Raw genomic sequence first — 25,940 nt, 5'->3', positions numbered from 1 at the left:
CCTTCTCGCAGTCAAAACCGCGAATTCACGGAGTCGATTTAATCAATTGAGATCTCCCTTCCTGTCAGCCGAAAACAAAGATGCCGGGACCTTGTTTAAATCCGATTTGAGACCCACATATAAGAAACTCGTTAATTTGGCTGGACTAGCCAATTTGGCTTCGCGGCGTCAGAGGACCCGCCATTCACCACGAACTTTGATGCGAATGCCTTACGCCGATCGGACGCGTAGCGTCGCTCCGTTCGAACCTCGCACGGACACTCGAGCGCGATCACGGGATGACAGAGGATGCGGGCCGCCTCGTGTGCTTCTGCGGAGCGCCGCCATGACCAGCCGCACTACGCAGACGCCTCGCATCGGCGGGGCGACGTCCTTCATCCATATGCCCGCGCGGTATGCAAGGTCGACGCCATACATGATGCCGATCAATCCGGCTGAGCTCGATTGCCGCACTCGAAAAGGATCACCAACAATCATGGCCGCTACAAGAATTCTCCAACGCAGTCCTCGTCCGACCCGCCGCGACGCAGCAACACATCTCTTTACCGTTGGTCAAGCTGTTTGGCTGAAGGGCGGGGATTGGAGATCGGCTGTGCCGGTCTATCACATCACCGGCACGCTGCCGCCGAGCGGCGGTTCGCCGCAATACCGCATTCGAAACGACGACGAACATCATGAGCGGGTGACGACGCAGGACAGGCTCGAACCGGTGCGCATGTCGTCCGCCGATGAAGGCGCCATGCTCATCGAAAGGACGTTCGGCAACCAGATCCAGCCCGCTGCGAACGGCAGCGCCTCGCTCGCCAAGGGCAAGCACTGACCACCGCCCTTCTGTCCAACGGAGAGGATGGCGATGAAGATCGTGATTGCGTTCTATCGTATCCGGGAGGTGGACGACGCGCATGCGATCGTCGGCCGCCAAACCGCGGAAGCTGCCGATCTCGACGAGGCGATAGAGATTGCGCTGGAGCTTTTGAGGACGCTCGACATGCCGCAGCGTCCAGACGCCATGACCATCACCGACGGTGATGGGAGCACGATCCATTCAAGCAGGCTCGACACCATCGAAAGTCTTGATGGAAGGCCAACACGATGAACGCCCACCGCACTGAAATTGAAGCCGGGCATGCACTTGCGATCAGCATCTGGGAAAATGAAGGTGGGACTTCAGCACCCGAGCCAATGGATGACCAATACGGCCGCCGCATCGAAACCCATCGCCCCTCGGCGATCTATCACGTGTCCGCAGGCGCACCGGCGCGGGTCAACGGCAACCTTCGCAATATAGAGCGCCGAATAAAGCGGCTCAGCCTATCGCGCCCCCGCGCGGCAGCTTTGCGCGAAACAGAGGCACGCTGAGGATGACAAGCTCCTTTCTGCTTTCGTCGCGTTGCGCCTTTCCATCTACGATGTCGCACGCAAGGCCTGTTCCAGTGGCCGCCGCGAATCCTACGCGCTGACCGCCGCCGATTTCCGCTAGGATGGATTGAGATGTTGATCCGCTACGGTTATGAGATCACGTTGAACTTCCAGCAACCGACCGCGTTGGTATGCCTGCTGTCGGTCCACGAGGATCGCGCGGCCGATATCCGGGTTCCTGAAACAACATTCACTGCTCCCGATGTGCCGACGTCGACCTATCGCGATCTCTTCGGCAACCGCTGCCGGCGGCTCGTCGCACCGGCGGGTGACCTGACGATATGGGGCGATGCCACGATCGAGGACGACGGCAAACCGGACAAAGTGCTGCCAGCCGCCCAGGAACTCCCAATGCCGGAGTTGCCGGACGATTGCCTCGCCTATCTCATGGGCAGCCGCTATTGCGAAACCGACCGTCTCAGCCAGATCGCTTGGGACATGTTCGGCGCGGTCGCGCCCGGTTGGGGGCGTGTGCAAGCGATCTGCGATTTCGTTCACAACCATATTCGCTTCGACTACATGCAGGCCCGACCGACGCGGACGGCCTTCGAAGTCTTTCATGAGCGCGTTGGTGTCTGCCGCGACTTCGCACATCTTGCGGTCACAGTTTGCCGCTGCCTCAACATTCCCGCACGCTATATCAACGGTCATCTCGGCGACATCGGCGTCCAGGTCGTCGACCCGATGGATTTCAGTGCCTGGATCGAGGTCTTCCTGGACGGTGGTTGGCACACGTTCGATCCGCGCAACAATACGCCGCGTGTCGGCAGGATCGTGGTTGCACGCGGCCGTGACGCGGCCGATGTCCCCCTCATCAACTCGTTCGGGCCGCACGTCCTGAAGTCGTTCCGGGTGTGGACTTATGAGGTGCCGGCCTTGCACTAGCCACTGGAAAGATTTGCGAGTCGCGATCAAAACGCAGGAGTGGTTCACGGCATGAACGACAGCCTCTCACGGCTTCCCAGGGAACCGGCAGATCGGCTTACCAAGCCATTCATGCGATTCCTCCGCATCGAGGCTACGGCGGGCATTATCCTTTTGCTCAGCACGCTCTTGGCGTTGGGCCTCGCAAACACTGCGTGGTCGTCGTCGTTTCTCGCCTTATGGGAGATGCCCGCGGGCCTTAGAGTTGGCGACATCGAGATCTATCGTTCTCTGAAGCACTGGATCAACGACGGGCTGATGACGCTTTTTTTCTTCGTCATCGCCCTTGAGCTAAAGCGCGAGCTGGTGCTGGGGGAGTTGCGCAACCCGCGCATGGCCGCTCTCCCCGTCGCCGCTGCTTTCGGCGGGATGGCGGTGCCGGCCGGTCTGTTCTCGCTGCTGGTCGGCGGCGGGCCGGGTGCGAGCGGCTGGACCACCGTGATGTCCACCGATACGGCCTTCGTTATCGGATGCCTTGCCGTGCTCGGTTCGCGGATACCAGGAAGCTTACGGCTGTTCCTGCTCTCTCTTGCGATCTTCGACGATGTCGGCGCCATCCTGGTCGTGGCGATCGGCTATGGCGAAGCCTTGAATTGGGCCGCACTTGGAACCGCCGGCTTCGGACTTGCCGTCGTAGCAGGTATCGCGCGTCTGGGCATCCGCAGCATTCCGGTCTATTTCACAATAGGTGGTGGCATCTGGCTGGCATTCGACGCATCGGGCGTTCACGCGACGCTCACCGGAGTGATTCTTGGGTTAATGACGCCCGCGCGGAGGTGGGTGAGCGACGCCCGCCTCCATGCGATACTCGACCGCGTGAGCGCCCATCCGCCCGGCGACCATTCGAGCCGCGACACGGCGGCACGCAGCGACCTTCATCGGGCAGGCGTCGCGACCCGCGAATCACTGCCGCCGGTCGAGCGTCTGGAGATGGCTCTCCATCCCTGGGTCGCCTTCGTGATCATGCCGCTTTTTGCCCTCTCTAACGCGGGCGTTCCGATAGGAGACGCAAACTTCGACATGCCTCTCACGGTCGCAATTTTCGCCGCCTTCGTGGCCGGCAAGCCCGTTGGCATTGTGCTCTTCAGTTTCCTCGCCGTGAAACTGCGCCTCGCAACTCGTCCAGACGAGCTACCCTGGAGCCTATTGGCAGCCGGTAGCCTGCTGACCGGGATCGGCTTCACCATGGCTCTGTTCATTGCCGAACTTGCTTTCGAGCCCGCGCTTCTGAACTCCGTCAAACTTGGCGTTCTCGGCGCTTCCGTCATCTCGGCAGCACTCGGTTTCCTGGCGCTGACCTGGCTGACGTCTCCTGGCAGACGATAGTGCAGCTCGCTCCATCGGCCGGCTCATAGCGTAGTGAGTTCGCGCGCCACTTTGGAATCCCACTTGGCGCCTTGGCAAGAATTGGCCGGTGAATTTGAAGCTCGGCCTGACGCTTGCGCGCTAAACTGGCGGCCAAAACAGCAGGATCAGAGGCACGCCCAGCACGACCACGATGAACGAGAGCGGCAGCCCCAACTTCCAATAGTCGCCGAAGCGATAGCCGCCGGGACCCAACACCAAGGTGTTGCACTGGTGCCCAACAGGCGTGAGAAAATCGCACGCCGCCCCTACCGCGACCGCCATTAGAAACGCATCCGGATTGTAGCCAAGGCGCTGAGCAAGGGTAACAGCAATCGGGGCGACAACGAGAACGGTCGCTGCATTGTTCAAAAACGGCGTTGCGGCCATTGCGACCACCATGACCATTGCAAGCGCACCATAGAAGGGCAAGGTGCTGGCCAACTGAGCGAGGCCGCCGGCGATAAGGTCGGCGCCACCGGTCGTACGGATCGACTCGCTGACCGGAATGAGAGCGCCGAGCATGATCAGGATGGGCCAGTCGACGGCCTCGTAAGCTTCCCGAAGCGAAAGTGACCCGAGCAGTACCGTCAGGACAGCAGCCGTAAAAAAAGCCGTGGCGACGGGCAGCAGGCCGAATGCCGTCAGCACCATGGCACCAGCCAGCACCACCACCGGAACCAGGCCTTTGCGGGGATTCCCCAAGCGGATTTCGCGCCCGGCCAACGGAAGAAGACCGAGTTCCATCAACCTGGTCGGGAGAAGCACCAGATCGCCCTTCAAAACGAGAACGTCGCCTGGTCTTAACACGATGTCGCGCAATCGCTCAGTGAAGCGCTCGCTGCTTCGGCTTACTGCGAGCAGGTTGATATTGAAGCGATCATGCAGCGCCAAACGCTTGGCGGTTTGCCCGATCAAGACTGATTTCGGGCCGATCACCGCCTCAATCCCGGCAATCTCCTCATCGGCTCCCTTTGCTTCCGTGGGGCGGTCGTGCCCTTCCAGTTCCAAACGCGCACGACTGATGCCTCGCTCGAGCGCCTGGGGATCTCCTTCCAACAGAACGATATCGCCTTGATGGAGTATAACGTCCGGCAGGGGCGTCAGTGGTTCGACCCGATTGCGAATGAGGCCAGTGACCAGAACCTCCTCGTCCAACAAGATCGACAGGTGACGGATAGACTTGCCGATGACGGAGGAAGAGGCAGTGATGCGAGCCTCGGTCATGTAGTCCTTGATGTCCAGCGCCTTCTCCATTGTCGCAACCGCCTTGCGCTCCTTGGGGAGCAGCCCATAGCCAAACGCAAGAAAGATTATTCCTGCTGTGGCGAGCCCTATACCGACGGGAGTGAAATCGAACATATTGAAAGGGCGGCCCGTCAGTTCCTCGCGCATCCGGGAGACGACGATGTTCGGCGATGTGCCGACGAGGGTCGTCAGTCCGCCAAGCAAGGAACCGAACGCCATCGGCATGAGAAAAGACGAAGGGGAGGCTTTCGAGCGGCGCGCCATCTGGAATGCGACTGGGATCATCATCGCCAGCGCCCCGATGTTCTTGATGAAGATGGAGAGAACCGAGACAGTCGTCACGAGAATAACAACCTGCCCCTGGACAGAGGTCACGTTCGGCGCCACCCGATGAAGGAATGCCTCTATGACACCACTGCGCTCAATCGCGGCGCTGACGACCAGCGCACTGGCTACAATGATGACAATGTCGTCGCCGAAGCCGGAGAATGCTGCGTTGTGCGGCACGATACCGGTGAAAACCGCGGCAAGCAGCGCGAGGACTGCAATGAGGTCGTAGCGGAGCCGTCCCCATATGAATGCGACCATCAGGCCGATCAGAATGGCGAAGGCGAAAGCCTGAGCCTGTGTCATGGATAAAGTCCCGACCCACTCTTCCCATTTTACGCGCCTGAAAGAGCCAATGTCGGGATAACTTACCAGCTTCGTTCAACGGCGCCGCACCCCGAAGTCCGTGCAGGATGTTTTCCAACGTCGTAGAGCGGATGCACGCTTGATCAGACGACTACAGGATGCTTCCGAACAGGACCGAATAGACAATCACGGCAATCGCCAGCGTAAACGCAAGCGATACGAACAGCCGCGTGAAGTCGTAGGTATAGAAGCGGGCGGGGATGAGGTTTTTCATAACGATCTCCTAAGTTTCGTCGAGATGCCCAAAGCGCCGCGTCCGCTGCGCTTCAAGATAGTGAGCGACTGCAACTCGTGCTGACCCTGCCGAGGATGTCCGCTGGAACTTGGATATCGGTCATAATGCTTGCTACGAGTTCGTCGCGCTTCGCACGATTGTCGTAGCCCTTAAGTGCTGCGAGGTCGGTGCTGCTGGCAGTTGCCATTCGCCCTGCCGCACTCGAACAGATGCCCGCAAGCGCAGCTACTCTGGCCTCCTCGGCCGCCTGGGTGCTGGCAGTCGTGGTGGTAATCCATCCAGCATTGAACCCGATGATCGGCGCCGCGAAAAGTCCTACGATTAGGCCGATCGCGTAGGGTTTTGTCCGTTCAAGGACTTGATCGAACGTCATGATTTCATTCCCTTTAATCAGGTTGATTATCGGGATCGTTGCAGCCCGTGCTCGACCAGGAGCCAATGGCAATCCAGACTTTTTACGTTGCGCCATAAAATAATCAAAGTAAACTACTAATTTCGTTTCTTATTCATAAATATTTTTCAGTGGGTCTTTGTAGCTAATTTCGGCATCATAATGAAAAACAACGCAGCGTTTGGCGCACCTATATTTACGCAATGCGAAACTTTAATTTGTGTGAAAACTGACTTTATCTCAAAAAACACGGTAATGACACAATCAATTGATAGAGATTCTTACTTAGTTTTTTGGTTCATCAAAGGCATCTACATCAAGCTCATGCTCCGCATATCCAAGTGCGGCCGCCGATTGCGGCCTGCTCCAATGCGGCAGTACAGAGCATAGCGGTGCGCGCTCAAGTGGCGCAAACGGGCTGGTCACGAAGCCCCAGAAAAGGAGGGCAGCATGCTTGCCCGGACGACGCATCGAACAGTCCATTTCGACCAACCGTTCTGGATGCCAGACCTCGGTGAAATGGTCCCGGCTGGCGACTACGAGGTCGACGAGGACGAGGAATTGATCGAAGGGATCTCCTGGCTCGCCTATCGCCGTGTGGCGACCTTTATCAAGTTACCAGCCACGGCCGAGAACAAATACAGAATGCGGCTGATAGCGATCGATCCTGAGGAGCTTGAACGCCTGACGGCAGTCGATCGCAACGAAGCCGCAATCTTCCCGTCACTTTCACGATAAGGCAACACCGAATGCGCCATCATCTATTCCCGATCGGGTTGTCAGTGCGACTTAAAAATCGCGCAAATATTTCACCTCGTGCGGCGGAAACCTATCAGATCACTGCCAAACTCCCTCTGAGAGACAATTCGCCTCAGTATCGCATGCGCAATGATGAACTCGGCCAAGAGCGCGTGAGCAACGAAGATAATCTGGAGCCGATTGACGGCCTAACGTCCGATAACTGATCAGCGTTCAGCTGTCGCGCAGGCGACTGTGGGGAGGAGAGCTGCAGATGAAAAGTAAACACGAAGAACACGCGCTCGCCATCAGCACATGGGAATCCGAAAGAGGCGCGCCGAACCGATCCGGACAGCGCGATGAGTATGGCCGCCGTTTCGAAGGCGACGGAACCTATACGATCTATCACCTCTTCACCGGAGAAACTGCAGAGATCGGCCCCTGGAAGATGGAAGGGCTTAACCCGAAAAATGCAGCGAGAGCGCTGCATATTCTCAATAACCCAACCTGGCCGTGATCATAACATCTGTGGAACAACACCAGCACGGCTACCCTCGCAGGGCACACCGCGCTGGTGAAGAATATTGACACGCCTCTTCGCCGCACCGACATACCCGACGTCGACATCGCCGGGTATGTTGAACAGCTGTTGCCACAGCTCACCACCAGGCGATCAGCCGGTCCGCGAAGCGGGCCGAGGCATGCCCTCAACACCACGAAGCCGATATTCCTCGCGTTGTCGCATTCGCGTAAACGACTCGAATACTAGTGGCGCGATAGCGCGGCGTTTAAGGGTGCGCTAAAATGCCAGCATGACCCAGCGATACGAATTGCATGATGACAGCAACGGCTTGTGGAGCGTGATTGATCGCTTCACCGGCTGGCCTGCTCGATGGCAAGGCATACCACAAACCGGCCTGGACTATTTCGATGCGGACGATCTAACGGACTTGCTGAATCTGCTAGACGAACGCAGACGGGCGAAAGGGAAGCCGGAAAGCGGCGGATAACGTGACCGAAACGTTGCTTCTAAGATGGCCCCTCAGGAGCAGCTCAACAGGTTGACAGTTGGCCCCTTCCGCCCACTGGGTCGATGCTGCCCTGTTGCTGCCCGCCTAAACGGCGCATGCCGATTTCAAGTACCCTCCGAGAGAAGTGCAGGTCGGCCCCCGGAGCTTTTTAGAATACGTCCAGATAGCTGAGCAACGAAACTACGCCGACGACTACAACAACGACCTGAGCCATCTGCTTCATCGTTGAGTCAATCGGAAGTTTTTGCACGAGGTAGAGCACCAGGACGGCAATGCCTGTAATCAGGATGCTTATGATGATGCTGATTATTATGCTCATACCCCCAGGCCCCTTGAGCGGAGTGCCTTCCGGCAGTGACGGGTAAATGCGTCTGAGTTCTACAACGGGAGGCATGTCACGCCGTAATGCTCCTACCTCTCGGCGATTGAGCTCGCGGCCATTGGCCCATTTCCATCGGGCGAACGGGCGTATTTAAGCTTGACGAACTGTTTGCGGTCTCCGGCAATCAGCATGTAGAGCCTCGAAGTCCAGGTTCCTTCCGATTCTTCGGAAAGTTTCTCCGCATCGGTACTGTCGGAAAATGCCTTGAGAAATGGCTCAATGGGCACCTTCGTGAAGGCGACGGTGCAGGTCTCGACGGGTCTTCCGTCCCGTCGAGCCTTGGTGACGCCGATTGCAACCGGTTCCGGAAGGGCTCGATCAGTGGCCATCCATCCACTTGAGAAATCAACGTGCTCGAGAGGAGCGAGACGCTCGAAGTCGCCTCCTGGGAAAGTTTTCCATCCCTCTGCGGCGGCGGCGGATGCGATCGCGTCGAAACTTGAACCTTGTGCAAGGCACGTTCGCCGGAATAGTTCGACTGCCTCTGAACCGTCGCCGGCAGCGAGCGCGATCACACTCGGAGAAACAGCGGCCAGAAACGCGATGAGGTACCGGCAGCGCATCATAAGCTCCATTTGGTGTGGATCGAACTGCTGAGCTAAGAGGTTTGTTCCAACGGATGCCGCCGGCGAGCTCGGTGCTACGCCGTTCATCGCGCAATCGCCCTCGAAAGGGCAAGAGCGGAACAGTCTGGACCACTAGTCGTCACCGCCGCCCCGGCGAATGAAAATACCTTATTGCTAGGGGTTACGAGATTTAGCTCCTGCTTATGAGCTGCGGGTGAGCGTCCGTGTGCAACGCCCAGGTAGGTCGGTAGGGTGTTCCATCAAGTGTGTCCTAGATGACGACGCCTCGCTCGCAACGGCGGCTCGCGACACCGGGACCACTATTCTTATCCCGTCGGGGTTGCCAAGATGGGATTGCCTTCGGATGCGATGGCGGTCGTTGATGAACGGCTGCGCGTCATTCGATTGCAGGGCCTTCGCGTGATCGACGCTTCGGTGATGCCGACCATAACCTCCGGCAACACCAACACGCCGGCTATCATAATCGCCGAGGGTGGCCAAATCGACGCGATGGCCAGCTGTGCGGCGCAAAGCTGTCATGCACGGCTCCGTTTGCGAGAGTCTGCATCGGGTCGCGAATTCGCCTTCATCCGCGTCGTGGGTGGGTGGAAAGTTCGCGTTGATGCCCCTGGGTCTGAACGGACAGGAACCGCGAGGAGCGGTCTTTCGATGCTCTGCCGTTGAACGGCTTCGTTTGCACTAGTTTAGCGGAATTTTGGCGACAGGATGGTTGCCTCAACATAATGCTTCGAAGCCCTCTTGGCCGAAAACCCGCTGATTGCGCGCTACGGCGCGGTATTCTGCAAGATCGCCACGCAATCACCGCCGAGAGCCGCATTGCTCTCGACAAGAGCACTCCTGTCGCAGACCCCCTAGCTGGCAGACGCTTGGCTGATCCCCGCATCGATCCAGGTACGCGTCTGTTCCAGTACCTCATCCGAAAGGACGGGATCGTCGATCGCCCGCGCGAGGATCACTGCCCCTACCATCGCCGCCCAGCTTCCGATCGCTGCGCGGCGTCTGTCTGACGGATCTAAGTTGGGTAGCGCCTTGCCGATGCGCTCGATCTGCGATCGAAGGCCTTCCGTCATGGCCGAGCGTGCGGCCGGGGTCTGGTGGCGGATGGCCGCGGCAAGGCCCGCCGTCGGACAGCCACCGGCGGCGTTGTCGCGATGACGGGACGAAAGATAGGAACTTACATAAGCGCGAAGATCACCCCCTCCGCTTGAATCCGCGGCGAGGACATGGGCAAGGGTCTGCGCGATCAGGTCATCCTTCGAGCTGAAATGGCCATAGAAGCCGCCGTGGGTGAGCCCGGCGGCTTTCATCACCTCCGCCACGCTGACAGCGTCGAACCCCTTATCGCGAAACAGCCGGCTGGCAACATCCAGAATCCGGCAGCGGTTCTCCGCCATCTGCTCTCGACTGACCTTCATTTCAAAATTCTCCACCGGTGTCCTTGACTTTTACATGATGATCATCATATTTAGCTTTAATCATGATGATCGTCATGATTATAGGTTCAAGCACAGAAAAGAGCAATCCCATGACCAAGCTTCCGTCCGTCCTCATCACCGGCGCCTCTACCGGTATCGGAGCTTCCTACGCCGAGCGGTTCGCGCGCCGCGGGCACGACCTCGTGCTGGTCGCCCGTGACGTGGCGCGAATGGAGGCTTTGGCAGGCCGTCTGCGTCAGGAAAACGACGTGGCGATTGACATCATCCAGGCTGATCTCACGCAGCCCGCGGAGCTTGCAACGGTAGAGACGAGGCTGCGCGATGATGCCCGCATCGGGATCCTCGTCAACAATGCCGGAACGGCCATCGGCGGAAGCTTCGTCGAGCAGAGCGCCGATGATGTGGCGCGGCTCGTTGCGCTCAACACGACCGCACTTCTGCGGCTTGCCAGCGCCATCGCTCCACGACTTGCGAAGACCGGCGAAGGGGCGATCGTCAACATCGGCTCCGTGGTCGGCCTGGCGCCGGAGTTTGGCATGACGGTCTACGGCGCAACCAAAGCCTTCGTGCTGTTTCTGTCGCAGGGCCTCAGCCTCGAGCTCGGGCCGAAGGGTGTCTACGTCCAGGCCGTGCTTCCGGCCACGACACGAACCGAGATTTGGGAGCATGTCGGCGCCGACGTCAACACGCTCTCCAACGTGATGGAGGTGGACGATCTGGTTGATGCGGCGCTGGTCGGCTTTGACCGTCGCGAACCGGTGACCATTCCGCCGCTTCCCGACGCCGGTCAGTGGGACGCGCTTGAGGCCGCGCGCCAGGCCATGCTTCCGAACTATGGCAACCAGCATCCCGCCGAGCGGTACCGCACGGTCGCCTGAGCATCAACGAAACCATTTCGGTAATCGATAGCCGCTGCGGCGGCGACAACATTGGTGAACTATGACCAACAAGACGCTGTTTGAGCCCTATACTCTCGGCTCGCTGACCCTCTCCAATCGTATTGTCATGGCGCCCCTGACGCGCAACCGCGCTGGCCCGGATTTCGTTCCGGGTGATCTCACCGCCGAGTATTACGGCCAGCGCGCCTCGGCTGGGTTGATCATCTCCGAAGCCACGCAGATCTCGCAGCAGGGACAGGGCTACCAGGACACGCCAGGCATCTACACTCAGGCTCAGATCGAGGGCTGGCGCAAGGTCACCAACGCCGTGCATGAGAAGGGCGGGCGTATTTTCCTGCAGCTCTGGCATGTAGGCCGCGTTAGCCACGTCGACCTTCAGGAGAACGGGGCCGCGCCGGTTGCGCCTTCAGCGATCCGGGCTGAGATCAAGACGTTTGTCAACAACGGCTTCTTCGCTGTTTCGGAGCCGCGTGCACTGGAACTTGATGAACTGCCTGGCATCGTGGACGATTTCCGCAAGGCGGCTGCGAACGCCATTGCGGCCGGCTTCGATGGCGTCGAGATTCACGGAGCCAACGGCTATCTGCTCGACCAGTTCGCCAGGGATGGTGTCAATGTCCGGACGGACGGGTACGGCGGATCGATCGAGAACCGGGCTCGGCTGATGCTGGAGGTCACGGCTGCAGTGGTCGAGGAGATCGGCGCCGAGCGAACCGGAATACGGATTTCACCCGTATCGCCAGCCAATGGCGTATCGAGCAGTGACGCTCAGGCGCAGTTTGACTACATCGTCGATCAACTTGACGCCTTGGGCATCGTCTACGTTCACGTCGTCGAGGGCGCCACGGGCGGGCCGCGTGATGTTGCGCCGTTTGATTTCGGATCGCTCCGCCGACGCTTCAAGAACACCTATATCGGCAATAACGGCTATGATCTCGAGCTTGCGACGTCGCACCTCGCCGAGGGGAAGGCCGACCTGTTCGCGTTCGGTCGACCGTTCATCGCCAATCCCGATCTAGTGGAGCGGTTGCAAACCGGCGCGCCGCTGGCGCAGGCCAATCCTTCCACGATCTATGGCGGCACCGCCGCTGGCTATACGGATTATCCTGCGTTCGCAGCCGCAAGCGGCCACTGATACTTTCGGCGCCGCACTTTGGTGCGGCCCCGACCCTTATGCGCGGTCTGCGATAGTGGCTCTCCAACCGGAGGCGGCGTTGGCAGGAACCTGGAGAACAGATCATCATGAAGGCATTCATCCTCGATAAATACAAGAAGAACGGCGCCCTGCGCTTCGGCGACATGCCGGAGCCAGCGTTGGGGGATGACGATGTTCTGGTCGAGATCCACGCCGCCGGGCTCAATCCTTTGGATTCCAAAATCCGCGATGGAGCCTTCAAGCCCCTCCTTCCTTATCGCCCGCCCTTCATCTTGGGGCACGACATGGCCGGAATAGTCGCTCGGGTCGGATCGAAGGTCCATCGCTTCAAGGTGGGTGACGAGGTCTATGCCCGGCCGCGCGATGGCCGCGTCGGGACGTTTGCGGAACTGATTGCCATCAATGAAGCCGACCTGGCGCTGAAGCCAAAGAGCCTCACCATGGAGCAAGCGGCTTCCATCCCCCTGGTCGGGCTGACCGCCTGGCAGGCATTGGTCGAGCGAGCCGACCTGCAAAAAGGGCAGAAGGTCCTCATACACGCGGGCTCCGGCGGCGTGGGTACATTCGCCATTCAGTTGGCGAAGCATCTCGGCGCGACGGTCGCTACGACGACGAGCACAGCGAATGTCGAGCTGGTCAAAAGCCTAGGCGCCGATGTTGTCATCGACTACAAGAAGCAGAACTTCGAGAACCTCCTGTCTGGTTACGACGTTGTGTTGAACAGCCTGGATGGCGACACGCTCCAAAAATCCCTGAGCGTGCTGAAGCCCGGCGGCAAACTGATTTCCATCTCCGGTCCGCCGGATCCCGATTTCGCCAGAGAACAAGGACTGAACTGGCTCTTGCAGCAGGTCTTGCGTCTTTTGAGCTTCAGCATCCGAAGGAAGGCCAAAGGCGGGGGGATCAGCTATTCTTTCCTGTACATGCGCGCCAGCGGCGAACAGTTGAGCCAGGTCACATCGCTGATCGAAGCCGGCATCATTCGTCCGATCATGGACCGGGTCTTCCCGTTCGAAGCGACCAATGAAGCGTTGGCCTATCTCGATACGGGACGGTCAAAGGGCAAAGTCGTCGTCAAAATCCGGTAGTAGGCAGGAAGAAGAGCATGACCAAGTCTTATCCGCCGCAAGCCGGCAGCATAATCACGTGGAAAGATGCGCCGACCAGGAGCGTCGATGCTGCAGGCACGAAGTTCGTCTATCGGCGGCTCGGACCCGCGGCCGGTGTCCCGGTGATCATGCTGAATCATTGGGGTGCCACCTTAGACAACTTCGATCCGCGCATCGTTGACGGCCTCGCCGCGACCAGACCAGTGATCGCCGTCAACTACCGGGGCGTCGGCGCATCGGGCGGCAAGGCGCCGCTCACGGTGGCGGAGATGGCCGAGGACGCGATTGCCTTCATCCGCGCGATTGGGCCTCCAGCAGGTCGATCTGCTCGGCTTCTCCCTTGGCGGATTCGTGGCGCAGGACATAATGCTGAAAGAACCCGGCCTCGTCCGAAAGGTCATCCTGACCGGCACCGGCCCGGCAGGGGGCGAAGGCATCGAAAAGGTAGGGCCTATGTCCTGGCCGCTCATCCTCAAGGGCATGCTGACGTTCCGGGATCCGAAATTCTACCTCTTCTTCACGTCGACCGCGAATGGCCGCCACGCCGCGAAAGCCTTCCTGAAACGGTTGAAGGAGCGCGAGGCGGATCGCGACAAGCCGATCACGATGACGGCATTCCTCAGGCAGCTCAAGGCGATCAAGGCCTGGGGCAAGCAGGCGCAACAGAATCTTGGCGCCATCTGGACGCCTGTTCTGGTTGCGAATGGCGATCAGGACAGGATGGTGCCCACCAGCGACTCGATCGGCCTGGCGCGCCGCCTGCCGAATGCCGAACTCGTCCTCTACGAGGAGGCCGGGCACGGAGGCATCTTTCAATATCGCGAGGCCTTCGTGAAGAAGGCGCTTGAGTTCCTCGCGCGCTGATGCCGCCGCTGTCGCTGATCTTGGATCTGGTTCACATCATTTCTCGGGGTGGAATGCCGCTGCTGGCTTGATGCGCCCGAACATGACAGAAGCGCCCAACAGCGGCCATCCAGCGGCACGATTGTGAACGTCGCTCTCGGGTCGAGAACTCGCCTTCGCCAGTGTCGCGGGTGGGTGGAGAGCTTAATTTCGCTGCGGGATGCATGAACGGCAGAAAGCGCCGGATGCCGTCGTCGGGCCGCCGAGACGAACCCCCACCATAGGCAAGATGCGTTTAGCTAGTAAAGACGCCCCGGATATGGTCGAAAGCGCGGGCGACGGCCGGCCGCGGCGGGGCTAGTGCAGGGTCCTGCTCGGCTTCGACCACCAGCCACCCGCGGTAGCCATTTTCCCGGACAAAGCGGGCAATCGGGTCGAAATGGACAATGCCGTCGCCGGGCACAGTGAACATGCCGCTTCGCACGCCGACATTGAAGCTCAGGTCACACGCCCGAACGTTTTGGAGCACCGGGCCACGGACGTCCTTCAGATGGATGTGGACGATGCGATCCCCGAAGCGCTCGATCAAGCGGGTATAATCAAAGCCGCCGGCGACAGCATGTCCAGTGTCGAGAAGCAGGCCGGCTTCCTCCCCCGTTCTGCCAAAAATGTCCGAAATCTCATCGAATGTCTCTGCCACCATCATCAGGTGATGGTGATAGGCAAGTTTGAGATCGTACTCGCCCGCCAGACGCTTGGCGAACTCGGTGAGCCGGGCGGCATAGGCGACTACCTCCGTCTTCGGCATGGTCAACCGCTCAGACATCGGTGCATCGAGCGGCGATCCTGGTGTCATCATCGCGACCTCGCCATAGACCATGACCTTGCACTCCATCTCGCGCAGAAGTTCGGCATGGCGGGCAACGGCTTTCATTTCTTCGCCGACGCCGCGTTCAGCCAGTTCTCCCGAATGCCAGCCGGACGCCAAGGCGAGGCCATGGCTTGCAAGAAGCGGTCGCAATGTTGCGGCATCTCGTGGGAATTTCCGTCCGAGTTCGACGCCTTGGTAACCGGTCTCGGCTGCGTCGCTCAGGCATGTCTCGAGCGAGATGTCGGCGCCAAGGTCCTCAAGCACGTCGTTGGCCCATGACAGCGGACTGACGGCAAGACGCACGCCGGCGGGCAAAGTGATGGCTTTCTGGGGGATCATGTTGTTCTCCGGATGGTAGATTTCTTTGAGCGGCAGCGCGTTCGCCGTGCCCAAGAGATGACGGTCTCGCCAATGACGGCAGCTCATGTGGACTGACGCACGATAAGAGCGCCCGGCAGTGTCACGGTCTCGGGCTCCAGCTGTCCCGTGACCATCCCGACGATCACCTCAACCATTTCCTGCCGCGGCTGCTCGTATGTGGTGAGGCTGTAGGCCGACGATCCGCAGAGCTCGTAATTGTCGAAGCCGACGACCGCCATGTCTTCCGGGACCCGCAAACCAAAACGGCCGCGGATTTCATCCATCGCGCCGAGCGCCAGGATGTCGTTTTCGCACATCAGGACGTCGACTCGGTCCGCGGGGTCGGTCTGCTTGAGATAGCTGCGGACGGCTTCGGCCCCGGCATCGGCGCTGTATTTCTCGGCCGAGAACACCGAGACGCCATCCACACCCTTCTCTTTCCAGAAATCGACGAAATGTTGCCGACGTCTCAGCGCCGTCGACAGGACGGTCGCACCCGTCATAAAGCCGGGACGCCGGTATCCTCTTTCGAAGAGATGATCGACGATCTCCCGCAGCGCCAGTTCGGCATCGCATGTGACCGCCGGCACGCCTTCGATCTGACTGTCTCTCGCCAGCACGAACATGGGTGGCGTCCCCCGGCCCAATTGCAGATCGCTCAGTGTCTCGCTGCGAAACGCCGTTCCGAACAGGATGACGGCATCGACCTGGCGCTGGTCAGCGTGAAGCAATGCGTGCACATGGTCGAAGTGCGTGTTGATATTGATCAGCACGGCGACCAGCTCCTCGGCCTGCAGCCGTTCGGTCAATGTCTCCAGGAACGGCAATTTCTGAGGATTGGCGAAATCATCGACGAACACTGCCACCTGATTGGTGGAGTTGGTCGCGAGGCTGCGTGCAAGCAGGTTCGGGGTATAGTTGAGCGCCGCGGCCGCCTCGAGGACCTTGCGTTTGCTTTCCTCCGCGATCGATGCGCCCGGAGTGAAAGCCCGTATGACCGTCCACTTCGAGACACCCGCGGCCTCCGCCACTTCCCTCGCTGTCGCCCGCTTGCGCATAGAACCTCCTGCAAATGGAACGGACATTCCATTTTTTGATTCGGATGAAATGAATGCTTGCTTTTACGGCATCCGAGGATAACATGCACCTGTTTGCACCCGGTAGCAAACAGAAATGCACCCGGTAGCATTCGTTTTTCTCGCCATCCAGTGGAGTGGACGGCGAATTGAGGAGGAGCAAATGAAATCTATTCTGAAGAAGCTGGCATTCGGCGCTGTCGCATTCGGCGTCGCCACCTCGGCGGCCGTGAGCGCAAAAGCTCAGGAGCCCACCATCATCGCCGTGACGCACGGACAGGCGTCCGATCCGTTCTGGTCGATCGTGAAGAACGGCATCATGCAAGCCGGCAAGGACAGCAACGTCCAGGTCGATTACCGCGCGCCGGAGACCTTCGACATGGTAGCGATGGCACAGCTCATCGAAGCTGCTGTCAATCAGAACCCCGCGGGCATAGTCATTTCGAACCCGGATCCGGATGCGCTTGGCCCGGCGATCGAGAAGGCCGTCGCCGCCGGCATTCCGGTCATATCGATGAACTCCGGCATCTCCGCAGCCGAAAAACTCGGCATCAAGCTGCATGTCGGACAAGACGAGATGCCGGCTGGTATCAAGGTCGGCGAGAAGTTGAAGTCGCTCGGCCTCAAGCACGTCCTCTGCGTCAACCAGGAAGTTGGCAACGCTGCTCTCGACCAGCGTTGTGCCGGTACGGAACAGGGCTTCGAGGGTGGCAATGTCACCGTACTGCCGACGAGCTCCGATCCCGCCGAGATCGAATCGAAGATCCAGGCGGCTCTCACGTCCGACCCGTCGATCGATGTCGTACTCGGCCTTTCGGCTCCGCTCGTCGGCGAGCGGGCAGTGGCGGTCGTGGAAAAGATGGGTGTCGGCGACAAGGTGAAGGTCGCCTCCTATGATCTTTCGGCGAGCTTCCTTCAGTCGGTGGCCGACGGCAAGGCGCTGTTCGCGGTCGATCAGCAGCCTTATCTACAGGGATATCTGCCAGTGACGTTCCTGGCGCTCAATGCGCGCTACGGCACGATCCCGGCCGGCAACGTGGCTTCTGGTCCTAGCTTCGTGACCTCCGACACCGCCGCGCAGGTGATCGAGAAATCCTCCCAGGGCATCCGCTAAGGCGGAGCTGGCAACCCCCGTCCCGGACGGGGGCTGCCCTCTGTTGCCGCGCATTCGGCCGACGCGAGACTTCGGTTCGCAGGCGGTCGTCGCGCGTACGCATAACGACCGAGATCTAAGGAACGAACCATGACTCTAGCCAACGAACAGAACGGGTCTGCTGTCGGACCCGATGAGCGGCTGAAAAAGGTTTCGACATTGACTGCCATTCTGCGGCGTCCCGAACTCGGCGCTGTAGCCGGTCTGGTGCTCGTGACCGTCTTCTTCCTCCTCACCGCCAATCCCGCCATGTTCACGTTGGCGGGTGTGATGAACTTTATGGCCCCGGCTGCCCAACTCGGCATTCTGGCGATCGGCGCAGCCCTTCTGATGATCGGCGGCGAGTTCGACCTTTCGATCGGCTCGATGGTGGCATTTGCCGGTCTCGTCTTCGGCACCGCGCTCGTCGTCTGGCAGATGCCGCTCAGCGTCGCCATTCTCGTGGCGCTCGCGTTTGCCGTTTTCATCGGCGTCACCAACGCGCAGCTCACCATGCGCACCGGCCTTCCGTCCTTCATCGTGACGCTGGCCTTCCTCTTCATCCTGCGCGGCCTGACGCTGGTCGGCCTGAAATGGGCAAGCGGCGGCGCGACCCAGCTTCGCGGCATGAAGGAAGCAGTGGCCGGCAGCCCGCTGGCTCCCCTGTTCTCAGGAGACGCCTTCCCCGGACTGTTCACCTGGCTTGCGGAAGTCGGCATCATCGACACCTTTCCGAACGGCACGCCGAGGGTGTCCGGCGTTCCGGTCGAGATCCTGTGGTTCATCGCCATCGCACTCCTTGCCACCTGGGTTCTGTTGAGATCGCGCTTCGGCAACTGGATCTTCGCATCTGGTGGCGATCCGCGCGCTGCGCGCAAGTCGGGTGTGCCGGTGGCGAGAGTCAAAACAACGCTCTTCGTCGTCACCGCCCTTTGCGCCACGCTGGTCGCCATCCTCACCGTGCTCGATGCCGGCTCGACGGACGCCCGCCGCGGCTTTCAGAAAGAATTTGAGGCGATTATCGCGGCTGTCATCGGCGGCTGCTTGCTCACCGGCGGCTACGGTTCCGCCATCGGCGCGTTCTTTGGATCGATCGTCTTCGGCATGGTGCTAATCGGCCTGACCTACACGTCGATCGACCAGGATTGGTACCTCGTTTTCCTCGGCGGCATGCTGCTGACCGCCGTCGTCTTCAACAACGTCATCCGCAAACGCGTCACGGGAGAACGCTGATGAGCACATCTCAGACGCCCCTCGTCGAGGTCAGGAACCTCGTCAAGCATTTCGGCTCCGTCATCGCCCTCAACGGCGTGTCCATGAGTGTCAATCGCAACGAGGTTCTCTGCCTGCTCGGTGACAATGGCGCGGGCAAATCGACCCTGATCAACACGCTTGCAGGCGTGCACAAGCCGACCTCGGGTGATTTCCTGGTCGACGGCCAGCCACGGGTGTTTTCCGGCCCGCGCGACGCACTCGATGCCGGCATCGCCACGGTCTATCAGGACCTCGCGATGATCCCGCTGATGTCGGTCACCCGCAACTTTTTCATGGGTCGCGAACCCTTGATCGGCTTCGGCCCCTTCAAGCGCATGGACATGGATGAGGCCGACAACGTCACGCGCGACGAGATGCACAAGATCGGCATCGATGTTCGCGACCCGCAACAGGCGGTCGGCACGTTGTCGGGCGGTGAGCGGCAATGTGTGGCGATCGCCCGCGCAGTTTATTTCGGCGCCAAGGTGCTGATCCTCGACGAACCGACATCCGCACTGGGCGTCGCCCAGACGTCGATGGTGCTGAAGTATATCAACCAGGTCCGGGCCAAGGGCCTCGGCGTGATCTTCATCACCCACAACGTTCGTCACGCCTATGCCGTTGGCAATCGCTTCACGGTGCTCAACCGCGGCAAGACACTTGGAACCTATGCCAAGAACGAGATCGGTATCGACGAGCTGCAGAACCTCATGGCCGGCGGCAAGGAGCTGCAGTCTCTGTCGGAAGAGCTCGGCGGAACGATCTGATCGACACCTGTTCGCATGCATGTAGGTGCGGCGCATCTCACGCCGCTCCACCCATCGCCATACCCAAAATAGCGGAACACTAGCCAATGAGTGCACCCAAGACTTCTCCCTTCCCACTCGCAGCCTGCGCGGAAATGCTCTGGCGCGACAAGCCGATCGAGTGGCGCGCCGCGCGCCTGAAAGAAATGGGTTTCGGCGTCGGTCTCTGGAACTGGCCGGACCACGACCTCACGAAGCTGGAAGCGACCGGGGCGACCTTCACGATCATGAACGGCTATCTGACCGGCCGCCTTACGGACGACGACGGTGCAGCAGAACTCCTGAGGACGGCACGCGAGACCGCGCAGGTCGGAAAACGGCTCGGCGTTGAGCGGCTCAACCTGCATGGCACAGGCTTGGGAGACAGAGGCTTGCCTGTCCAGCCCATTGAAGTCGTCACCGGTGCGATGTGGCTGAAGGCGCGCGAAACTCTCTGCCGCATCGTGGATATGGCTGAGGAAGAAGGCGTCACCTTCACGCTCGAAAACCTCAACCTGCCGGTCGACCACCCCGGTGTGCCCTTCGGGCGCGCCGAGGACACGCTGGCGCTTGTCTCGAGCGTCAATCATCCGCGGCTCCGTCTCAATCTCGATCTCTACCATGCCCAGATTGGCGAGGGGAACCTAATCGAACTCTGCCGCAAGTGCCTGCCTTGGATCGGCGAGATCCAGGTGGCCGACGTACCCGGCCGCTGTGAGCCCGGTACCGGCGAGGTCAACTGGAACGGCATCGCCAAGGCGCTGAATACCATGGGCTATTCCGGCCCGATCGGCATGGAAGCCTGGGCCGCCGGCGATCCCGAAGCGGCGCTCGAAGCGTTCCGCACCGCCTTCACCATCTGACATTTTTCAACGTGACAGGATCAATTCAATGCCCAAGAACAAACCCGTCAATGTCGGTCTCATCGGTGCCGGCCGCATCGGTTCCTTCCATGGTGAGACCGTCGCACGCCGCCTCGTCGACGCCGAGCTCGTCGCCATCGCCGATCCCGCGCCAGGGGCTGCGGCCGGTCTCGCCGCCAAGCTCAACGTTGAAAGCTCGTACACTGACGTCGCGGATCTCCTCGCCCGCCCGGATCTCGATGCCGTGATCATCGCCACGCCGGCGCGGTTTCATACGAACATCCTGGTGCAGGCCGCGGAAGCCGGCAAGGCGATCTTTTGCGAGAAGCCGATGGCGTTGACTTTGGAGGATGCCGACCGCGCGATCGTGGCGGCGCGCTCTGCCGGCGTTCCGCTTCAGGTCGGCTTCAACCGGCGCTGGGATCAGGCCTTCGCTGAGGGCCGTGCCGCGATTGATGGCGGAAAGATCGGTACCCCTCAGTTGCTCCGATCGCTGACCCGCGACCCCGGTCCGTTCGGTGCCGACCCCGCCAGGATTCCGCAGTGGACGATCTTCTACGAAACGCTGATCCACGATTTCGACACGCTGCTTTGGCTGAACCCGAATGCCAGACCGGTCGAGGTCACGGCCGTTGCCGACGCGCTGGTTCGTCCAGATTTCGCCGACAAGGGCTTCCACGACACGGCGGTCGTCACGATCCGTTTTGACAATGGCTCGATCGCTGTGGCGGAGGCGAACTTCTGCGCAATGTACGGCTACGACATCCGCGGCGAGGTCTTCGGCTCCGGCGGCATGGTGACAATGGGAGACGTCCGTCGTTCCAGCATGACGCTGTTCGATAAGGACGGCGTGTCGAGCGAGACCTGGCGTCGCGACACCGACCATTTTGTCCACGGTTACACAGCGCAGCTCGCGTCCTTCTTAACCGCCGTTCGTCGCGGCGAGATCACCGAAGGACCGACCGGCATCGATGCGCGCAATGCGCTCAGCATCGCGCTGGCCTGCATTGAGTCCGTCTCACAGAAGGCAGCTATCGCGTTGAAATAAAAGGCAGATGGACGCGGTCATGAAAACGAGCGAGGTGACAAAACCTCCGACGGACGTCATAGAGCTTAAGGGCATGTTCGCTTCCAGGTCCCTTAGGCTTCCCAAACAACTCGAGCAGGTCGCTCGTCTGGCGCTTGCAAGGCCGGATGTCATCGCCTTCGGCAGCGCTCGTTCGATCGCTGCCGTTTGCTCCGTCTCCCCCACCTCGGTCACGCGCCTTGCTACCGCCCTTGGCTTCGACAGTTTCCAGGATTTCAAGTTGTTCTTTCAACAGCATCTAAGGAGAACTGCGAACTCCTATACCAGGGGGTGTGTTTGATGGGCTTTGGTCATCCGCGGCCCTGTGGCGGCCACGTTGTCTCGTCGACGCGAGTAACGGTCAGCGGCCGCTGTGGGGTCAGCACCCGAAATTGCGGGCGCTATAGGCGAATGACAGCGTTGGGTCGTTTTTCCGAGTTCCTCAGAGGGCGCAAAGGGTGGGAAAACCGAAGTTTGGAGCCGGTGACTTTGCGCCAGCTTAGCCCATCTCCGCGCTGTCGCCGAGCGGCAGCTTTGGTAGGGGTGCTGCCACACTGACAATCCCGGCGGCTGCCGCATCACCTTCTTGCGGCAATCGTAACCTTCTAGTTTGGCGCGGTGGCCGCGGTTTGACCCGGCGGCAAGATCCGGAACATAAAGGTTGAGACCTTCTCCCCGGCTTGAAAGGTCCGGGGACCTGATTAGGTACGGGCTTCAGGCTTTGCAGGAATGCTGCAATTGATGTCACGTCTTCTTCAGTGAGCTGCGCGAATGCATGCCACGGCATGATTGGCGCCAGGACGCGACCGTCCGGCCGCTGTCCGGTCTGTAACGCAGTCACAATCTGCTCCCTGGTCCAGCTGCCGATGCCAGTCTCCTTATCAGGCGTAATGTTGCGGCCGACGAAAACACCTTGCCCCTGGATCTCAAAGCCGACATCCGACCCACCCAGAAATCGCGAGGTATCCGGCTTTCCGAAGAAATATCCCGGCGTGTGGCAGTCGTTGCAGCCGCCGATCGTGACGAGATATTCGCCGCGCGCAATCTGCGTATCGTCGGCAGCTGCTGCCATGCTCGGCTGTAACCCCAATGCAGAGGCGGCTAGAATTAAGAACCGGGCGCTCAATCGAACCATCTTACCCTCCGTGAGACAAAAGCTGGGTGGTGAGCGGAAGTCTAACGCCAACGCGCTGGATGGTAGTTTGCGCTCCGAAGCGGACACCCGCGCCGGGCAGGGTACTTCAGAAACTGGCCCGAAGCGGACTCCCAGCGAGCGGCGCTTCAATGAGAAGCGCCGCAATTCAGCACTACAACTCAACTTGTTCAGAGATGGCTAGGGCGTCATCGACCTCGATCCCAAGGTACTGCACGGTGCTCTCCAGCTTTTTGTGGCCGAGCAAGAGCTGGACGGCGCGCAGGTTGCCGGTCTTCTTGTAAATGTGCGCCGCCTTGGTTCTCCTCATCGAGTGCGTGCCGTAGCGCTTGGGGTCAAGTCCGATGCTCGACACCCACCGCTCGACGATCCTGCCATATTGCCGAGTCGACAGATGCGGCAATGCGTGCATGCGGCTGGGAAACAGGTAATCCCGTTCACCGAGCCTGCGACTTCCAATCCATGTAGCGACAGCCTCCCGCGTTTGATCGGTCAGTTCGAACTGCACTGGTCGGCCGGTCTTCCTCTGAATGATGATCGCCCGGTTGCGAACCCTTCCGGAAATCGCAACATCGGCAACTGAGATCGCGACCAGATCACAAGCTCGCAATTTGCTGTCGATCGCGAGATTGAACAGCGCCAGGTCGCGCACTGCACCCAACATCTGGAGGCGGGTTCGGATGGCCCAGACCTCCTTCGGCTTCAATGGGGGCTTCTGACCGATGATGCGGCCCGAGTTCCAGCTAGACATAGCCTTTCTCCCAAGAGCCACCCTCCACTGCCGCAGCGCTCAACCTTCAAGCGACCCAATGGTAATCCTCCTGGAAGTGACCTTTCGGGTGGACAGCGGAAGCTGGTGAGTAGCTTGCTGAGCGACAGCAATGCACGCCAGAAGCCGACACTTCGATCTGACGGAATCGTTCTCTTTCTCTGGAGACCGCACAAGAGATTCATAAGATATCGGCAAAACATCCTTAACCAAGAGCCGTCGAGGCTATCGTTCTGTCATTCGGGATTCTGATTTCACGACGGTTTTTATCTTCGCCACAGCTTCGAGCGTGCGATGGACCGGGCACTTGCCGGCAATCTCGGCAATCTTGTCGCGAAGCTCCTCGGAGACCTCGCCATCGACGGAAATGACGCGCTCGAAATGATCGATCCGGGCGCCACCGCTGCGTTCCGATTCGGTGCACTCTTCGCAGTCACTGGCATGGATCTTCGCGTGCGAGACGTCGACGCCGATGCGCCCGAAAGTCAGCTTTTTGTGGTCGGCATAGAGCCGCAGCGTCATCGATGTGCAGGCGCCAAGTGCGATCGATAGGAAGTCGTAGGGCGATGGTCCGGAATCGAGCCCGCCCACGCTTTCGGGTTCGTCGGCGAATAGCCGATGGCTGCCGGCCTGAACCGCGTTTTGAAACTTGCCTTCGCCCGTCTCCGTCACGCGCACGTGTTCGATCGGCGCAGTCCCTTGCGGCGCGTCGGCGGCGAGATAACGCGTCAGCCACCCCGAAATGATCCGACCGGCGAAGGCCGCGTCCTCGGAATTCGTGAGCAGGTGGTCGGCCTTGTCCAGCGAAACAAAGCTCTTTGGATGTCTGGCCGCGAGGAAGATTTCGGTAGCGTTTTCGATTCCGACCGTCTGGTCCAGCGGTGCGTGAAGGATGAGGAGTGGCTTTTTCAGGCGCGCAACAGCGTCCTTGAGGCGCTGTGCGCGCGCGTCCTCGACGAATTGCCTTTTGACAAGGAACTTGCGTCCGGCAAGATCGACTTCGGCGGCACCGCTTCTCTCGATCTGCTCGAGGCTCGTTCCGAAGTTCTTCAATACGTGGCCGACATCGGCCGGCGCGCCGATCGTCGCCACGGCACGCACTTCAGGAATGTCCTTGGCGACGGCCAGGACCGCCGCGCCGCCGAGCGAGTGGCCGATCACCAACGCTGGTGCCTGATAGTGGTGGCGTAAATAGTCGGCGGCTGAATTAGGCCCGCAAAGGTCCATCGGGGAGGTCGAGGCGGGCGGCGAGGGTTGCGCCGGAATGGCCGGCAAATTGGAGTCGTTGCGTGCCGAAAGCCATGCGACCGCTCCTTCGTTTGAAATGACAGTCCGGCGTATCCACCGGGCCGTTTGGAGTTGACGCGCGCGATAGCCGCAGACAGGCGGCCGACTATTCGGCCGCCTTCCGCCGGGGCAGCACCCAGTTGGGGCGGGGATAGTGGCAGGTGTAGCCGTTGGGGTAGCGCTCCAGGTAATCCTGGTGCTCCGGCTCCGCCTCCCAGAAATCCCCCACCGGCTCGACTTCGGTCACAACATTGCCCGGCCACAAGCCGGAAGCATTCACATCCGCGATCGCGTCCTCGGCTGAATGAGGTCACTCCCGCTCCATTTCTTCAACTCCTCTCCGGTCTTTCCCGTATAATCCAAAATCTGGCGATTAATCAGTTCCGGCGTACCGGTCGGCGTCAGAAGCGACACCAAGGTCGGGATGTTGTCCAGAACGAGATGAGCCTCGACTTCGCGCTGCCTAAGGTCTTGCTCAACGCGCCGAAAATCTTCGACGTCGGTGGCCACCCCGCACCATTTGACGAGCCTTCCGGCCTCGTCGCGCATGGGACTGTACTGGATGAGAAACCGACGATACTGCCCGTCGAATCGTCGTAGCCGCGCCTCCATTTCGCCGGGCTCGCCGGACTCCAAAATCAATCGCCAGCGTTCGCGCGCCGTAGACAAGTCGTCCGGATCTAGTGCGGCCCGCCACTCCCTACCATCGACGTCGTACAGGCTGAGACCCGTGTAGTCGGACCATCGTGGATTGACGAAGTCGATTTGCCCGTCGGCCCGTACAGTCCACACCAACACCGGTAGCGCATCTAAGACACGGTCGAGAAAGGTCCGCATTTCCAACCTTGCGTGTTTCTCTGTGCAAGTCTGAAGAATGCGCCAAGCGGGC

The 25,940-nt window shown here is 60.1% G+C and carries 28 protein-coding genes and 6 pseudogenes; 21 read left to right on the top strand and 13 right to left on the bottom strand.

Translation table 11 applies throughout. The features are described from left to right. Positions 1-592: 592 nt before the first annotated feature. The 6 genes and pseudogenes from AU381_RS26230 to nhaA all read left to right on the top strand — a co-directional run bounded on the left by AU381_RS26230 (position 593) and on the right by nhaA (position 3,669). The gene (locus AU381_RS26230) at positions 593-820 is read left to right on the top strand and encodes a hypothetical protein (RefSeq protein ID WP_425288634.1); all 228 of its coding nucleotides are present in this window, start codon (positions 593-595) and stop codon (positions 818-820) included. 33 nt (positions 821-853) lie between these two features. Continuing rightward, on the top strand, positions 854-1,096 hold the full coding sequence (locus AU381_RS26225) for a hypothetical protein (protein ID WP_064244564.1): 243 nt from the start codon (positions 854-856) through the stop codon (positions 1,094-1,096). Then, complete coding sequence (locus AU381_RS26220; protein WP_064244504.1) at positions 1,093-1,359, top strand: hypothetical protein; 267 nt, start codon at positions 1,093-1,095, stop codon at positions 1,357-1,359. Before AU381_RS26225 ends, AU381_RS26220 begins: the two co-directional genes overlap by 4 nt. A 1-nt stretch (position 1,360) precedes the next feature. Further along, positions 1,361-1,480: pseudogene (locus tag AU381_RS30960) on the top strand (DUF1488 family protein); the annotation flags it as partial. Between the two features lie 11 nt (positions 1,481-1,491). Further along, positions 1,492-2,304: a transglutaminase-like domain-containing protein gene (locus AU381_RS26215; protein WP_064244503.1), complete on the top strand. Its 813-nt coding sequence runs from the start codon at positions 1,492-1,494 to the stop codon at positions 2,302-2,304. A 51-nt stretch (positions 2,305-2,355) separates the two neighbouring features. Continuing rightward, a complete protein-coding gene (gene nhaA, locus AU381_RS26210; RefSeq protein ID WP_064244502.1) occupies positions 2,356-3,669 on the top strand; it encodes a Na+/H+ antiporter NhaA in 1,314 nt (437 codons plus the stop codon). A gap of 120 nt (positions 3,670-3,789) precedes the next feature. Here the strand turns inward: nhaA and AU381_RS26205 are convergent, their stop codons facing one another. From AU381_RS26205 to AU381_RS26200, 3 genes are all read right to left on the bottom strand, one after another. After that, positions 3,790-5,568: an SLC13 family permease gene (locus tag AU381_RS26205; protein ID WP_064244501.1), complete on the bottom strand. Its 1,779-nt coding sequence runs from the start codon at positions 5,566-5,568 to the stop codon at positions 3,790-3,792. A 151-nt stretch (positions 5,569-5,719) separates the two neighbouring features. Further along, entirely contained in the window at positions 5,720-5,842 is a 123-nt protein-coding gene (locus AU381_RS31060) for a hypothetical protein (protein WP_106407803.1), read from the bottom strand. 52 nt (positions 5,843-5,894) lie between these two features. Then, positions 5,895-6,236: a hypothetical protein gene (locus AU381_RS26200; RefSeq protein WP_064244500.1), complete on the bottom strand. Its 342-nt coding sequence runs from the start codon at positions 6,234-6,236 to the stop codon at positions 5,895-5,897. A 468-nt stretch (positions 6,237-6,704) separates the two neighbouring features. Here AU381_RS26200 and AU381_RS26195 point away from each other — a divergent pair, with 468 nt between their 5' ends. From AU381_RS26195 to AU381_RS29235, 4 genes are all read left to right on the top strand, one after another. After that, positions 6,705-6,992 (top strand): hypothetical protein, encoded by a 288-nt coding sequence (locus AU381_RS26195; protein WP_064244499.1) that lies wholly within the window; start codon positions 6,705-6,707, stop codon positions 6,990-6,992. An 11-nt stretch (positions 6,993-7,003) separates the two neighbouring features. Beyond that, positions 7,004-7,219: a hypothetical protein gene (locus AU381_RS30955; RefSeq protein ID WP_082910373.1), complete on the top strand. Its 216-nt coding sequence runs from the start codon at positions 7,004-7,006 to the stop codon at positions 7,217-7,219. A 47-nt stretch (positions 7,220-7,266) separates the two neighbouring features. Beyond that, complete coding sequence (locus AU381_RS26190) at positions 7,267-7,509, top strand: hypothetical protein (RefSeq protein WP_064244498.1); 243 nt, start codon at positions 7,267-7,269, stop codon at positions 7,507-7,509. 295 nt (positions 7,510-7,804) lie between these two features. After that, the gene (locus AU381_RS29235) at positions 7,805-8,002 is read left to right on the top strand and encodes a hypothetical protein (RefSeq protein WP_082910372.1); all 198 of its coding nucleotides are present in this window, start codon (positions 7,805-7,807) and stop codon (positions 8,000-8,002) included. 169 nt (positions 8,003-8,171) lie between these two features. Here AU381_RS29235 and AU381_RS31135 read toward each other — a convergent pair whose 3' ends face one another. Together AU381_RS31135 and AU381_RS26185 are read right to left on the bottom strand one after the other, a co-directional pair. Beyond that, a complete protein-coding gene (locus AU381_RS31135) occupies positions 8,172-8,342 on the bottom strand; it encodes a Thivi_2564 family membrane protein (RefSeq protein ID WP_342028751.1) in 171 nt (56 codons plus the stop codon). 92 nt (positions 8,343-8,434) lie between these two features. Next, the gene (locus AU381_RS26185) at positions 8,435-9,058 is read right to left on the bottom strand and encodes a hypothetical protein (RefSeq protein WP_156528668.1); all 624 of its coding nucleotides are present in this window, start codon (positions 9,056-9,058) and stop codon (positions 8,435-8,437) included. Positions 9,059-9,206: 148 nt separating this feature from the next. On the opposite strand from AU381_RS26185, the pseudogene AU381_RS30950 reads away from it, so the two are divergent. Continuing rightward, positions 9,207-9,469: pseudogene (locus AU381_RS30950) on the top strand (GMC oxidoreductase); the annotation flags it as partial. Positions 9,470-9,843: 374 nt separating this feature from the next. On the opposite strand, the gene AU381_RS26180 reads toward AU381_RS30950, so the two are convergent. Beyond that, positions 9,844-10,407 carry a TetR/AcrR family transcriptional regulator gene (locus AU381_RS26180; RefSeq protein ID WP_064244496.1) on the bottom strand — a complete coding sequence of 188 codons (564 nt, stop codon included), beginning with the start codon at positions 10,405-10,407 and terminating at the stop codon, positions 9,844-9,846. A gap of 110 nt (positions 10,408-10,517) precedes the next feature. Between AU381_RS26180 and AU381_RS26175 the strand changes: the two genes are divergently transcribed. The 4 genes and pseudogenes from AU381_RS26175 (at position 10,518) to AU381_RS26160 (ending at position 14,456) form a co-directional block, all read left to right on the top strand. After that, positions 10,518-11,306: an SDR family NAD(P)-dependent oxidoreductase gene (locus tag AU381_RS26175; RefSeq protein ID WP_064244495.1), complete on the top strand. Its 789-nt coding sequence runs from the start codon at positions 10,518-10,520 to the stop codon at positions 11,304-11,306. A gap of 61 nt (positions 11,307-11,367) precedes the next feature. Then, entirely contained in the window at positions 11,368-12,462 is a 1,095-nt protein-coding gene (locus AU381_RS26170) for an alkene reductase (protein ID WP_064244494.1), read from the top strand. A gap of 107 nt (positions 12,463-12,569) precedes the next feature. After that, positions 12,570-13,571 (top strand): NADP-dependent oxidoreductase, encoded by a 1,002-nt coding sequence (locus AU381_RS26165; protein WP_064244493.1) that lies wholly within the window; start codon positions 12,570-12,572, stop codon positions 13,569-13,571. A 17-nt stretch (positions 13,572-13,588) separates the two neighbouring features. Then, positions 13,589-14,456 (top strand): annotated as a pseudogene (locus AU381_RS26160) (alpha/beta fold hydrolase). 274 nt (positions 14,457-14,730) lie between these two features. Here the strand turns inward: AU381_RS26160 and iolE are convergent. Together iolE and AU381_RS26150 are read right to left on the bottom strand one after the other, a co-directional pair. Continuing rightward, complete coding sequence (gene iolE, locus AU381_RS26155; RefSeq protein ID WP_064244563.1) at positions 14,731-15,645, bottom strand: myo-inosose-2 dehydratase; 915 nt, start codon at positions 15,643-15,645, stop codon at positions 14,731-14,733. Positions 15,646-15,728: 83 nt separating this feature from the next. After that, positions 15,729-16,724, bottom strand: a complete 996-nt coding sequence (locus AU381_RS26150; protein ID WP_064244492.1) for a LacI family DNA-binding transcriptional regulator — start codon at positions 16,722-16,724, stop codon at positions 15,729-15,731. Between the two features lie 181 nt (positions 16,725-16,905). Here AU381_RS26150 and AU381_RS26145 point away from each other — a divergent pair, with 181 nt between their 5' ends. The 6 genes from AU381_RS26145 (at position 16,906) to AU381_RS26120 (ending at position 22,143) form a co-directional block, all read left to right on the top strand. Continuing rightward, positions 16,906-17,856 carry a sugar ABC transporter substrate-binding protein gene (locus tag AU381_RS26145; RefSeq protein ID WP_064244491.1) on the top strand — a complete coding sequence of 317 codons (951 nt, stop codon included), beginning with the start codon at positions 16,906-16,908 and terminating at the stop codon, positions 17,854-17,856. 129 nt (positions 17,857-17,985) lie between these two features. Next, the gene (locus AU381_RS26140) at positions 17,986-19,107 is read left to right on the top strand and encodes an ABC transporter permease (RefSeq protein ID WP_064244490.1); all 1,122 of its coding nucleotides are present in this window, start codon (positions 17,986-17,988) and stop codon (positions 19,105-19,107) included. Then, positions 19,107-19,895 (top strand): ATP-binding cassette domain-containing protein, encoded by a 789-nt coding sequence (locus AU381_RS26135; protein ID WP_064244489.1) that lies wholly within the window; start codon positions 19,107-19,109, stop codon positions 19,893-19,895. Before AU381_RS26140 ends, AU381_RS26135 begins: the two co-directional genes overlap by 1 nt. An 86-nt stretch (positions 19,896-19,981) precedes the next feature. After that, on the top strand, positions 19,982-20,776 hold the full coding sequence (locus AU381_RS26130; RefSeq protein WP_064244488.1) for a hydroxypyruvate isomerase family protein: 795 nt from the start codon (positions 19,982-19,984) through the stop codon (positions 20,774-20,776). A 28-nt stretch (positions 20,777-20,804) separates the two neighbouring features. Further along, a complete protein-coding gene (locus AU381_RS26125) occupies positions 20,805-21,824 on the top strand; it encodes a Gfo/Idh/MocA family oxidoreductase (RefSeq protein WP_064244487.1) in 1,020 nt (339 codons plus the stop codon). A 7-nt stretch (positions 21,825-21,831) separates the two neighbouring features. Then, complete coding sequence (locus AU381_RS26120; RefSeq protein ID WP_342028750.1) at positions 21,832-22,143, top strand: MurR/RpiR family transcriptional regulator; 312 nt, start codon at positions 21,832-21,834, stop codon at positions 22,141-22,143. Between the two features lie 304 nt (positions 22,144-22,447). Here the strand turns inward: AU381_RS26120 and AU381_RS26115 are convergent. The 5 genes and pseudogenes from AU381_RS26115 to AU381_RS26095 all read right to left on the bottom strand — a co-directional run bounded on the left by AU381_RS26115 (position 22,448) and on the right by AU381_RS26095 (position 25,888). Next, positions 22,448-22,977, bottom strand: a pseudogene (locus AU381_RS26115) (c-type cytochrome). A gap of 172 nt (positions 22,978-23,149) precedes the next feature. Further along, the gene (locus AU381_RS26110; RefSeq protein ID WP_064244486.1) at positions 23,150-23,746 is read right to left on the bottom strand and encodes a tyrosine-type recombinase/integrase; all 597 of its coding nucleotides are present in this window, start codon (positions 23,744-23,746) and stop codon (positions 23,150-23,152) included. Between the two features lie 243 nt (positions 23,747-23,989). Further along, a pseudogene (locus AU381_RS26105) lies at positions 23,990-25,067 on the bottom strand (bifunctional alpha/beta hydrolase/OsmC family protein). 90 nt (positions 25,068-25,157) lie between these two features. After that, positions 25,158-25,352 (bottom strand): annotated as a pseudogene (locus AU381_RS26100) (peptide-methionine (S)-S-oxide reductase); the annotation flags it as partial. Then, positions 25,328-25,888: a PAS domain-containing protein gene (locus AU381_RS26095; RefSeq protein WP_162273465.1), complete on the bottom strand. Its 561-nt coding sequence runs from the start codon at positions 25,886-25,888 to the stop codon at positions 25,328-25,330. The pseudogene AU381_RS26100 and the gene AU381_RS26095, both read right to left, overlap by 25 nt. Positions 25,889-25,940 lie beyond the last annotated feature (52 nt).

It is taken from the genome of Sinorhizobium glycinis, assembly GCF_001651865.1.
GTDB lineage: Bacteria > Pseudomonadota > Alphaproteobacteria > Rhizobiales > Rhizobiaceae > Sinorhizobium > Sinorhizobium glycinis.
Note: the sequence above shows the minus strand (reverse complement) of the source record. Positions and strands in the feature narration are given on the sequence as shown.